We start from the raw sequence: 12,041 nt of genomic DNA on the forward strand, positions 1-12,041 counted from the left end.
TATGATCCGCCCAATAAAGCCCTGTTCCCCGATTCTGGGGGCGGGGCTGCTTTGATGTAAACAGGCGTATATTGCAATCTCGGGGGGCTTCCTACATAATGGGGGTAAATTCCAATGCGTGGCGACGGATATCACCGTGGGAGGAAATGAATACAAATACCGATGACAAAACAAAAACGGACTTGGAGCCTCGCGAAAAAGGTGTACTGGACGACGGCGGTCGGTTTTTTCTTATTCACGGCATTGTTCATGATCATGCAATTGATATTCTTCGAGCCGTATTCGTTGAAGGTACGGGCACATGAACTGGAGAAGGAATTCCGCAGCATGTACGAAGAGCTGGGGGATGACAAGGTCGATGCCGCGTGGATGAAGCGCATCGCATCGTTCGACATGGAGCATTATTCCCTAACCGGAGTTGTCGTGAAGGATGGGCGAACGGTCAATGTGTTCCTGGGCAGCCGGCCCCAAGCTGCCGCTCCGATGCGTGACGACAGCGATTATCGTATTATGCTGTATCCTACCTTGCCGGGCTCCGAGATTACGCCTCCGGCGCCGGCGAGGCCGTCCTCCTTTGCCGGCAATGCGCTGGGCGGGAAGGTGCCGGATGGGAAGATTCCAGGCAAGAAGCCGGACGGGAAGGTGCCGCATGCAGGCGATGGAACGCTTCCGGCTATGCCGGTCCAGCCTGCGAGGTGGTTCGGTCCGGAGACGCTGCGGCTGAAATCGGTGCTGCACGAGAAGCTGGAGGACATGCTGCGCAAGCCGCTGCGCCAGGGGATTGCCGTCGAGCTCTACGATCGGGGGATCGACGGAAACCGGAATGAACGGGTGTGGGCCGCCATGGCGCCCATGCCCGACGACGAAGGCAAGCAGCAATATATGATAACGGTATCTACGCTGCAGCCCGTCTCGGACGCGTCCTCGCTGCTCAGCGGGTTCTACCGTTACTTCTTCCTGGCTGCGATCGTGCTGCTGCTTGGCTTCGCTTTTCTGTTCACGCGCCTGATCTCCCACCCCCTTGTCAAGCTGAACGAGATGGCGAAGCGGCTGGCCCGGCATGATTTCTCCGTGCGGACCGAGATGAGGCGCCAGGATGAGATTGGAGAATTGGCCGCGACCTTCGACTATTTGGCGAACGAACTGAACGGCATGATGGGAGAGCTGCAGGCGGCCAATGAGCAGCTGCAGCGGGATATCGAGAAGGAGAAGCAGCTGGAACTGCTGCGGAAGCGGTTCGTCGCCAACGTATCTCACGAGCTGAAGACGCCGGTCAGTCTGATCCAAGGCTACGCGGAAGCGCTCCGCGACAATGTGGGCCAAGGGGCGAAGCGGCACAAGTACGCCTCGGTCATCGTGAACGAAGCGGAGCGGATGTCCCGCCTTGTGAAGGATCTGCTGGATCTGTCCCAACTGGAGAGCGGTCACTTCGATCTGTGGTGGAGTAATGTACCGCTGCGCTCTACGCTTGCGTACGTGCTGCAATTGGTGGAACCGTTTGCAACAGGGAGGGTGCTGCGGTTGGACTGGCTGCCGGAGGAGGAGGTTATGGTGCGCTCCGATCCGCAGCGGCTGGAGCAGATCGTGACCAATGTGCTGACGAACGCGATTCGCCACACCCCGGAGGGAGGGCGGATCGACATCCGGGTGGAGCGCGGCGCTGAGTCCGGCGTCGTTCGGATTGAAGTTCGGAATGAAGGCCAGCCGATTGCGGAGGAGCATCTTCCCCACGTGTGGGATGCATTCTATCGCGCGGATGCGGCAAGCAGCCGCCAGGGGGGCGGCAACGGCATCGGCCTGTCGATTGTCAAGCATCTGCTTGACCGGCATCAGAGCCGGTATTCCATTGCCAATATCGATGGCGGCGTTATGCTGACCTTTACATTGCCGGTCGCGCCAACCTCGTGACCGCCATCAACACAAAACGCAGACCGGAGCGTACTTCTACGCTTCCGTCTGCGTTCTGCCTGTCCGGCCGGCAGCCGTGCCTCGACCTCGGCTTGAGCCATGCCCGGCTACTTCTTGCCGGCGAGCCACTCGGCGACCTTGTCAATGTCGTCCTGATCGATGTTGCGCTGCGCAGGCATGCGAGTGCCCCCGTTCTTGATCGTATTTACGATGTCTTCCTTCGACAGCCGTTCCCCGACCTTTTGCAGGTTCGATTCCGGCCCCATCAAGCCCTGCAGCTGATCGCCGTGACATTGCATGCAGCGCTGCTTGTAGACGGCGACGGCTTCCTCTGGCCCTTCCAGCGTCGAGGCAGACGATGATCCGCCGCAAGCGGCGAGCAGCATGCTGATTGCGAGCAGCAGCGCTCCGCCTGCCGCGGCGCGCGCTGATAATTTGCGTGTGCGCATGGAACCCTTCCTTTCCCGTGCTTTCCGAATTGTCTATGATCTTGTACTCAGTATAGGAAAGAAATTCCTCGAAAATCAAGCTTTCCGCCGCAATGTTGCAGAAGGTTCACAACTGGCCTACAGCTTCATGCCCATCCGGCTCTTGTAGCGCTTGATCAAAATTTGCGTCTCCACGCTCATAATGCCGGGAAGAGGATACAGCTTTTCCTGCAGAAATTGCTCCATCTCCCGGTTCGAAGCGAACAATCCATGCATATGAAGCTTGCTCGGGCCCGTCATATGATACAGGCTCGTCACGGAGGGCTCATTCGCTAATTGTTCTGCGACCTTCATCAAATGCTGGGGCTCCACCTCGACATTGAAAAACGCCGATACCCGGATGCCCAATTTTTCCGGATTAATGACGATCGTGAACTTCTCCAGCAGACCGTCTTCCATCATCGCCTGTACCCGGGCTTGGACGGCCACGCGGGACAGATTGACCTTCTTGGCCAGGTCGGTATACGAGAGCCGGCTGTTGCTGTGCAGCGCCGACAAAATCATCTTATCAATCTCATCAAGCGATGAAGCGGGGATATCGTCGAAAGAGAACATGCGAACACCTCCTGAAGTTCGTTAACCAGCTCTGCCCAACGCCAGGCTTATCATCAGAATGACGAAGACGAGCGATGTGATAGCGACGTACAGATAGTCTTTCTCTTTGGCAAAGACGAAAATCGAAATAAAAACCCGCACGACCGGGGTCATAATGAGAAGCAGCAAGCCGCCCATCATAATCGCACAGGCTCTGCCGGCGGCGATACCTTGTATAATCGCCGTGACGGTGGTCGGATATTCGCCCTCCGGATAGCCGCTCACTCCCGTCACAAGGAACATGACAAGTCCGGTGACAATAACAGCCGCGCTCGTCAGGACGCCGATTCGCAAAAACGAGCTGACCGCGGCTTCGACATCAAGCATTTCCTTCTCTTTATCCTTTGGTTCGTTCATCCTTGACCACCTATCCCTTGTATAATCATTTGGATGGCGACGTAGGCCAGTATCGGTACGAACAGCTTGCGAATCGTTTTGTTTTTCAAACGCTGCATAATGCGCGTGCCCAGGGTGGCTCCGATCAAGACGCCGAGTGCGACCGGTGCGGAGATGACCGGATCGATGTCGCCGCGGAACAGGTAGACGCCGGCACTGGCCGCCGCCGTTACACCCATCATCAGATTGCTCGTCGCGCTGGATACTTTCAGCGGCAGCTTCATGAACAGATCCATGGCCATCACCTTGAAGCTCCCGCTGCCGATGCCAAGCAGGCCCGAGATGACGCCTGCGCCGTACATGACGCCGAAGCCGCCGTAAGGGTTGGCCACGGTATAGTGGACTTCCTGCTGAATCGCCTTGTCGTAATAATGGCTGTGCAGATTCAGCCTCGTCGCCAACGGATGGGGTTCGACTTCAGTCGGAAGGTCGGATTTGGCCTTTTTCAGCATGGCCAGGGCAGAGTACAGCAGCAGCAAGCCGAAGATAACATAGAGCCAGTCAGGAGCAATAATCGCTCCCAGAAAAGCTCCGGTAATAGCGCCTACCGTTGTCGCAATTTCAAGGAACATGCCGACGCGGAGGTTCGTAATCCGGTCCCTGATATAAGCGATGGCAGAGCCGCTGGACGTCGCGATGACGGAAATAATGCTGGCTCCGATGGCATGATTGATGTCGACGCCGAAGAGCAGCGTCAATGCGGGAGTGACGATAATGCCGCCGCCGAGCCCAAGCACGGATCCGACGATGCCGGCCAGGACGGAAATCAGCAGCATTTCAAAAGCAAAGAGAGTCACGAACGCATCTCCTTTCTAAAATAGTAGAAACGGAGGCCAAGGAGAATTATTTTGTTTAATAACTAGAATTATTTCATCATTTCGAAATAATAACCCCTTGGATAGGTTTCGATGTGTACAAATATATCATATAATGGCTTCGATTTGTTGGTAATATCGAAAAACAACTTTCTATTTTGGCAGAGTCTTGTTCGCGGTTCCAGCCGGAAGCGGCAAAAAAGCGGGGGAAGGGATTGAACAAATACGTAAGGTTGTTTATCGTTAAGATCGTTAAAAAGTAATCTCCTTAATTTTAAAGAACGAGAACGGGAGGCCGTCATGAACGAACAAAAGCGTTATTTCAGCCGGGAGCTGCTGAATTGGTACCGGGCGAACCGGCGGGATTTGCCTTGGCGGCGCCATTCGAATCCGTATTATACATGGGTATCGGAAATTATGCTCCAGCAGACTCGCGTCGAGACCGTCAAGCCTTACTTCGAGCGCTTCATTGCTCTTTTCCCGACAGTCGAGGCGCTGGCCGAGGCACCGGAAGAAGAGGTGCTCAAGGCGTGGGAAGGGCTCGGTTACTACTCGCGAGCCCGCAATCTCCAAGCTGCCGCGCGTGAAGTCAAAGAGCAATACGGCGGCAGCATCCCGGACGACAAGGCCAAGGTCTCGGCCTTGAAAGGCATCGGGCCGTATACGGCGGGCGCGATTATGAGCATCGCGTTCAACCGGCCCGAGCCGGCCGTCGATGGCAATGTCATGCGAGTGCTGTCGCGCTACTTCCGCCTGCATGACGACATCGCCAAGGCCGGCACCCGCGCGCATATGGAGCATCTGGCGCAGGAATTGATTCCGGAGGGCTGTGCCTCGGAATTCAACCAGGCCCTGATGGAGCTCGGCGCGCTCGTATGCACGCCGAAATCCCCGGCGTGCCTGCCATGCCCGGTCATGGAGCATTGTGCCGGGCGGATTGCCGGCGAGGAGCTGATGCTGCCGGTGAAGACGAAAGCGAAGCCGCCGAAGCCGGAGCTCCGCTATGCGGCTCTCGTGGAAGGCGCAGGGGAGCATGCGGGCAAGGTGCTGGCCCGCCAGCGCCCGGATGCCGGATTATTGGCGCGCATGTGGGAACTGCCCCATTTGCTGGCGCCAAAGACCGGAGGACTGCTTGACCTGCGCGAGGAAGAAGCGATGGAGGCGCTTCGGCAAGGGATGCAGTCGGAGGGTGTACGGTTGAAGCCGCTCCAGCATTGGACCGATGCCGAGCATACGTTCAGCCATATCCACTGGCAGATGCGCGTGTACCGCTGCGGAATAGAGGATGCCTCCCCGGCGATTGCCGGCGGCAAATATGCCTGGATCGGGCCGGAAGAGATGGAGCGGCTGGCATTTCCGAACTTATTTTTACGGCTATTGCATGCTTATTTCGCCGAGCAAAGACAGCACGGATAACACTTCTGCGGCGTACCTATGATATAATAGACACCATTATGAAAAGGCAGGCCGACGGCAGACGTCATCCTGCCTTTTCGATTTGAAATGAGGGAAGTGTATTCATGGCTCAACGAGAAATCCTTCCTTTTGGGGATCCGATACTGCGAAAAAGATGCCGTCCTGTTACTGAAGTGAATAATCGGATTTTGGCCTTGCTCGATGATTTGAAAGATACCCTCTATGCACGCCCCGGCAGAGCCGGACTGGCCGCGCCGCAAATCGGCGTGCTGCGGCGCGTACTCGTCATGGATTGCGGCGAAGGCCTGATAGAATTAATTAACCCCCACCTGCTGGAGGCCGAGGGGGAAGCAGACGGAATGGAAGCGTGCCTATCCTATCCGGGATATTACGGCCGCGTCAAGCGCTACCAATACGTGAAAATCAGCAGCATGGATCGCAACGGAGATACATTCACGCTGGAAGGAGAAAACCTCCTTGCCCGCTGCATTCAGCATGAGATGGACCATCTGGACGGCAAGCTGTTCATCGACCGCGTGACCGACAGCCATCTTGTCCATGAAGCTACCCGCCAATATGTCCCGCTGCTCGACGTGATTCGCCTCTCGAACGGCCAATAATAACTGCACGGAGGGCACTATGGACTAACAGCAAGTGTAGAAATAGTAACCTTACCAGTATGATAATGTAGCGGATAGTGGAGTTAAAGGTTGGGGATAGTGGTAGAACCTGAATGGAAGGACGCCGTACAGGGGCCAAGGGGTTCAAGTCCTTTTGGTCATTATCCCATTCGCTCATAAAAAAGGGCACAACAGCGACACCGCAGTTCCTACTCCCTCACAACTACGCCAGTCACAACGATGCAACCAGTCACGTTAACCGCGTGCCACTTGATGCAACCAGTCACGTTAACCGCGTGCCACTTGATGCAACCAGTCACGTTAACCGCGTGCCACTTGATGCAACCAGTCACATTAACCGCGTGCCACTTGATGCAACTAGACACGTTAACCGCGTGCCACCCGATGGAACCAGTCACGTTATCCGTGTGCGACCCGATGGAACCAGTCACCGCCATACGAGCGCCGCACGGTGCTTGCAGGCACCGTCAAATCGGGCTACACAAGATGCATGCAGTCGCCGCGATGCACAATTTCGTAACGCCCGAAAAAATAGGTCCACCCTAAATAACAGATAGTTTTTAAAAGAAAACACGCCATTATTCACACCGAAGATTCAACACCGACAACCGATCTCCCTTAGCACGTCAAGCGACCAGACCAGAGGTGACGGTAGAGTCGAGTGTTGATTAGACTCGAAAAGTAGTCCGGCCAGGTCAACACAGTGAGTATTAGTCATGGAAGAACTCCCCGCTGCGCAGAGACGCAAAATATATCAGGCAAGGGGCGCGTGAGGCTGTCCGATAGTTGAAGATGTTCATCCCTGTAAAAGGTCTTATTCTGAGTGAATAATAGACGGGCGTTACACTCATGTGCCTAGTTTCATTACGTCGTCATCTGTCTATGCAGCAGAAATTACATAAGAAGTATTCGAAGCGCTCGCGTCCCGGAACGACAAACATGAGCGCAATAAATAGACCCACGGCGATGATCCGCAAGCTGCGGCATTATGGCGGAAACAGAACTCATCCAGATACAATTGAAGGTATGAAGACCCGATTCCGTGATACGTACGATTCATCCACTGCCAGGCACGCTTGAAGGTCTGGCACAGATATCTGTTCCGCTTGGCTTGAAAGTAATAGCGAATAATCGAGACGGAAGAATCGCTTTGAGTATGAACCTTAGCGAATTCGTCAGAAGCTATGCGCAAAAGTGACTTGCCAGAGCAATGCGATCGGTCAACGATCTTCATCTTGAGCCTCCGGTTCAAGGCGCTCTCTTCTTCCATTTCGGTACCAGAAGCCGGATTGGTGTAGGCATCTGAACCGGCGGGCCCCGTCCGGCTAGATTCAGCGACAATGATCGGGCACTCTCGTTCATGGAGAAGAATAGGGGAAGAATAGGGACGGCCATAGAAAGCCACGATGCCATGAACCTCTCCTGACAACGGCTCGGCGGTATCGGCACGGTTAATGGCTTTTCGAATCTTATGGAGCATGGACCAAGCCGTCTTATATGTCACTTGAATGAGCGCACGGAGTTCAACCGCATTGAAAGTTAAGTCGGTACGGGAGACGAGCCAGATTGCCGTCAGCCACTTCCACAGCGGCGTACGGCTTCCCTCAATTATCGTTCCTGCTATAAGCGAGGTTTGATGACGACAGGCCCGACAGTCATACAATGGCAGCCGCCGCGTCTTGATAACATAAGCCTCGCCATGATGGCAGCGGGGGCAAGTATAGCCATTAGGCCATTTCATACGAAACAAAAAAGAGTGGCACTCGGCTTCATTATGTAACAGCTGCAGCAGTTCTTCCACGTTCTCGATCGACTCCCAGGCCCTCATACCGCTTCCCTCCTCCAAAAGAAATATAGGAACGTATATTCTGCTTTTAGTATATCGAACTAATGTTCTTATTTCAAGTGTTTATTTGAAAATTAATCCAATAACTTTTCTTTGCCCGCTCATACTATATCCTCAGAATTTTGCGAAGGATTTAAAACAGTAAATAAAAGTCTTTCTCAGATCAAAAGGTGTACGGTACTTTTTTGGACAACAAACCTGCTTTTTTGAAGCAATGGCTTTCTATTACCTTTGGGCCAATATCCCATTGAGTCAGCTTGAGCGGATGGGATAATGATGAAAAGGACCTAATCATAGTGGCTGCTTGCTTCGACAAGAGATGACTCTGTCAATAATGGGCACAAGGAGAAGACCCGGAAGTGAGCAAGCTTGAGAATGGTAGCGAGCAAGAGTGAGGATAGCGAAGTGAGTACTAGACAGGATAGTGGAAGCGGGGAATCATCTGGGCAGCAGGGATGGGCACTAGACAGGAGAGCGAAGGTGCGTATTAGTCTTGCTAGCCGAGGTGAGAACAGGACAGTAGTGGAAAATGAGCAATGGCAGGATGACGGGAGCAAGCGGTCCCGAGGAAAGAAGGCTCCCGAGAAAGCGGCGTAAAAAACCGGAGGTAATGAGGCCTCCGGGTCTTGGCTATTGGGTATTGGGTCTGGTCTGCCTCTCCGTGATGGCAAGATCTCTTGGGCGGAAAGGCATTGGGTAGCGTTGGCTAGTTGGCGTCGGCTGCGCAGCGGAAGCCGAGGTTGCCGGTGGAGCTGTCGGGAGTGTTTTTGCTCCGTGCGCCGACGCGGTAGCGGTTGCAGTATGATTTGTGGCATAGGTAGGAACCGCCTTTCATCACGCGTTCCGTACCTGTCTGCGGTCCGCGGGGCTGAACGGCCGGGCCGCGCTCGTCCGGGTTGGCGGTGAACCAATCCGCGCACCATTCCCATACGTTGCCGGCGACGTTGTACAGTCCGTAGCCGTTCGGCTCGAAGGCGTCGACGGGAGCGGTGCCGATGTATCCGTCGCTGGCGTTGTTTTTGACGGGGAATTTGCCCTGCCATATGTTACAGCGATGCTTTCCGTCCGGCTTCAGCAGGTCGCCCCAAGGGTAGCGTCTGCGCTCCAGTCCGCCGCGGGCGGCGAACTCCCACTCGCTCTCGGTGGGGAGGCGTGTGCCAGCCCATTCGCAGTAGGCCTGGGCATCATGCCATGACACGTGGATGACGGGGTGGTCCATCCGTTCGGCGACGCTGCTGCCGGGGCCTTCCGGGCGGTGCCAGCAGGCCTGTCGGACGCCAAGCCACCAGGGCGTTCCCTGCGGGCGGCCGATAATGTGGTCCTCTTCCAGATCGGGAGCAAGCAGATGGAAGACGTAGGACCAGCCGAAGCGCTCCGCTTCGGTTATATAACCCGTCGCCGCGACGAAGCGGGCGAATTCTTCATTGGTGACGGCGTAAGGAGCAATCCGGAAGGGGCCAACCGTGACTTCCCGGATCGGCCCTTCTCCGTCTGCCGGAAATGCTTCGGCATCCTCCGAGCCCATGGCGAAAGTCCCGCCTTCCAGGAGGATGAAGCTGTCAAGGGACGGGCGAGACGGAGCGCCTCCGTCTAGGTTGGCCAGCAGCTGCCGTGCGGCCTGGGCTTGGATAGACTCGTCCGGCGGGACGGGAGCCGCAGTATTGTCCAGGCCCTTCGAAGAAGTGGATGCCTGGAGTCCGGAGCCATCGGGGCCGGCTGGCCCGCTTAGGCGATCTTCGGCTGCCGGTTCTGCCGAGAGGGAGGTGCCGCGCGCTGCGGCGCAGCAAGGCCGCGGCGGATCGTCCGGTTGTTGGTTGATGTAAGTCATCGTGATCGCCTCCTTGGCTCAGATAGAATCGCTCGGACAATACGATTGTAGATGATATTAAACGCACATCTATCGTGTTCAGAATTGTACGCTGCTGCGGGCTTCGTGTATGCGATGTTGCGCTCAAGGCTTAAAGGTTGTTGTGCTTAAGTGCTTTAATTTAACGTTCTGTGGCGGTATGATGTATCGTCTGCGGCCGTGAGCTATCTCGTCTGTAGCGGCATGCTTTTTTCGTTTGCGGCCATGGGCTCTATCGTTCTGTGGCTGTCCCGATATCGTGCTGCAGCGGCCTCTCTGCCGAGTCTCGGCAGGCAGTGTTTCTTGTGCTTAAGGGTATTGCACTACATGTGCATCGCCGGGGAAGGCGGGACAGGGGCCGTCAGCTGATCCAGCACCATGAGCGCTCCGCCGACCGCCAGGGCGTCTTCGCCGTAGCTGCCCTTGCTGAAGACGACCTGATATTGCGGGTAATGATAGGTTTTGCGAATCGCTGTCTGCGTCGCGGTATAGAAATAGAGATCGTTAATGTTCATGAACGGTCCGCCCAGCACGACGCGCTCCGGATGGAGCACATTAAGCAGGTTGGCAAGTCCGACGCCAAAGTAGGTTGCCGCTTGGGTGACCAGCTCGGTGACGAGCGGATCGTGCTTCTTCAGCGCCTCGATAATATGCGGGAATGCGGCAGGCTCCCCGCGCGGCACGATATGCTCCAGCAGGCTGCGCCGGCCAATGCGCAGCATCGCGTTCGCTTCGCGCTCCAGCGCGTAGATGGTCGCATAGGAGTCAAGGCAGCCGTAGTTGCCGTTCGCGGAGCGGTTAGGGATGCCGTCGGCCTGAATGATCATTTGGCCGAGCGCGCCTTCCATGTCGACGGCTCCGTAGATAAGCTTGCCATCGGACATCATCGCCGAGCGAAGACCGATCCCGACATGAACGTACAGCATGTGGCGCACGTCCATGGAGCGGTTCGCCCAAGCCTCGGCCCGGATGGCGGTATTCGCGCCGTTGTCCAGCAGAACGGGAAGCCGCAGCCGCCGCTCCAGTTCGGCGACGATAGGCACGTTCTCCCACCCGGGAGCAGGGAAATATTCCGGCTGTAAAATAACGCCGTCAAACCGGTCCAGCGGTCCGACAGCGCCAATGCCAAGACCGAGTGCCGTGTCCGAATTCAGCCGGTACTCGTCCATCCATGTATGAATATGGTCCGTTACGCGTTCCATGAGCCGTTCCGGCGTCATCTGGCCGTTCATCTCGATGACGTGGGCCGCCTTCATCTGTCCTGCCGTGTCCAGCAGGACGAGCCGGGATGAAGTTCGGGAGATATCAAGCCCGAAGGCATGGCCGTATTCCGCGCGGACACGGTACAGAATCGGACGCCGTCCGCCCGTGGAGGCGCCGAAGCCGCTCTCTGCGATAAGGCCGAGCGCCGTCAATTCCTCGAGTACACGGGTCAGCGTGCTTACGGTAAGCCCGCTCTCGCTGACCAGATCAGTTTTCGATATTTCCGGCGCGCGGCGGATTCGTTGAAACAGTTCTTTTCCCTTTTTGGAAGGGATGCGTTGCTCCAATGTATTACCCATAGATTACCATCCCCGCTATTCCAGACAATATGATGACCGTGATTGGATGCAATCGAAGCCCAATCAGTGCGAACAAGGCGGCGATAAACAAAAGGGCCGGCCAGGCCGAGCTGATCGTCCAGCCGTCCAGATAGCCTGCGTGGCGCGTCATGTTGACCGCCGCCAAGGCAATCAGCGCCACGACGGCAGGCTTCATTCCGTCCAATGCGGACTGCACCCAATGATTATCATACACGCGATAGAAAAATGTGGCAACGGCGAACATGATGATGGCCGACGGCAGCGCGATGCCGAACGCGGCCATGAGGCTGCCCGGCCAGCCCGCCGCGGTATAGCCGACGTATACGGCGCTGTTCATCGCGATAGGTCCGGGAGCCATGCCGGCCAGTGCGACGGCTTCGGGATATTGCGAGGCGGTCAGCCATTGATGTCTCAACGCTTCATGCTCAATGACCGGCAGCATGGCATAGCCGCCGCCGAACGAGACGAAGCCCAGTTTGAAAAACGTCCAAAATAAGTCCCAAAGCAT

Annotated in this window: 11 protein-coding genes; 3 read left to right on the forward strand and 8 right to left on the reverse strand. The window is 56.1% G+C overall.

Features of this window, described 5'->3' with window-relative positions; genetic code table 11:
• Nucleotides 1-162 precede the first annotated feature (162 nt).
• Nucleotides 163-1,908 (forward strand): sensor histidine kinase, encoded by a 1,746-nt coding sequence (locus L6439_RS01975; protein ID WP_168178471.1) that lies wholly within the window; start codon nt 163-165, stop codon nt 1,906-1,908.
• A 107-nt stretch (nt 1,909-2,015) separates the two neighbouring features.
• Here the strand turns inward: L6439_RS01975 and L6439_RS01980 are convergent, their stop codons facing one another.
• The 4 genes from L6439_RS01980 to L6439_RS01995 all read right to left on the reverse strand — a co-directional run bounded on the left by L6439_RS01980 (nt 2,016) and on the right by L6439_RS01995 (nt 4,162).
• Nucleotides 2,016-2,357, reverse strand: a complete 342-nt coding sequence (locus L6439_RS01980) for a c-type cytochrome (protein ID WP_168178472.1) — start codon at nt 2,355-2,357, stop codon at nt 2,016-2,018.
• Between the two features lie 117 nt (nt 2,358-2,474).
• The gene (locus tag L6439_RS01985; protein WP_168178473.1) at nt 2,475-2,951 is read right to left on the reverse strand and encodes a chromate efflux transcriptional regulator ChrS; all 477 of its coding nucleotides are present in this window, start codon (nt 2,949-2,951) and stop codon (nt 2,475-2,477) included.
• Between the two features lie 21 nt (nt 2,952-2,972).
• A complete protein-coding gene (locus L6439_RS01990) occupies nt 2,973-3,347 on the reverse strand; it encodes a DUF1634 domain-containing protein (protein WP_168178474.1) in 375 nt (124 codons plus the stop codon).
• Complete coding sequence (locus L6439_RS01995; RefSeq protein WP_420540584.1) at nt 3,344-4,162, reverse strand: sulfite exporter TauE/SafE family protein; 819 nt, start codon at nt 4,160-4,162, stop codon at nt 3,344-3,346. The genes L6439_RS01990 and L6439_RS01995 overlap by 4 nt, the downstream gene beginning before the upstream one ends.
• A 339-nt stretch (nt 4,163-4,501) precedes the next feature.
• Between L6439_RS01995 and mutY the strand changes: the two genes are divergently transcribed.
• The gene (gene mutY / locus L6439_RS02000) at nt 4,502-5,617 is read left to right on the forward strand and encodes an A/G-specific adenine glycosylase (RefSeq protein ID WP_168178476.1); all 1,116 of its coding nucleotides are present in this window, start codon (nt 4,502-4,504) and stop codon (nt 5,615-5,617) included.
• A gap of 104 nt (nt 5,618-5,721) precedes the next feature.
• Complete coding sequence (gene def, locus L6439_RS02005; RefSeq protein ID WP_168178477.1) at nt 5,722-6,237, forward strand: peptide deformylase; 516 nt, start codon at nt 5,722-5,724, stop codon at nt 6,235-6,237.
• A 901-nt stretch (nt 6,238-7,138) separates the two neighbouring features.
• On the opposite strand, the gene L6439_RS02010 is transcribed toward def, so the two are convergent.
• From L6439_RS02010 to L6439_RS02025, 4 genes are all read right to left on the reverse strand, one after another.
• Complete coding sequence (locus L6439_RS02010; protein ID WP_213468739.1) at nt 7,139-8,086, reverse strand: transposase; 948 nt, start codon at nt 8,084-8,086, stop codon at nt 7,139-7,141.
• A gap of 724 nt (nt 8,087-8,810) precedes the next feature.
• Nucleotides 8,811-9,932: a formylglycine-generating enzyme family protein gene (locus tag L6439_RS02015; protein ID WP_213468740.1), complete on the reverse strand. Its 1,122-nt coding sequence runs from the start codon at nt 9,930-9,932 to the stop codon at nt 8,811-8,813.
• Between the two features lie 341 nt (nt 9,933-10,273).
• Entirely contained in the window at nt 10,274-11,512 is a 1,239-nt protein-coding gene (locus L6439_RS02020) for an ROK family protein (RefSeq protein WP_213468741.1), read from the reverse strand.
• Nucleotides 11,505-12,041 (reverse strand): chromate transporter, encoded by a 537-nt coding sequence (locus L6439_RS02025; RefSeq protein WP_168178481.1) that lies wholly within the window; start codon nt 12,039-12,041, stop codon nt 11,505-11,507. The genes L6439_RS02020 and L6439_RS02025 overlap by 8 nt, the downstream gene beginning before the upstream one ends.

This window comes from Paenibacillus dendritiformis (genome assembly GCF_021654795.1).
Taxonomy (GTDB): Bacteria; Bacillota; Bacilli; order Paenibacillales; family Paenibacillaceae; genus Paenibacillus_B.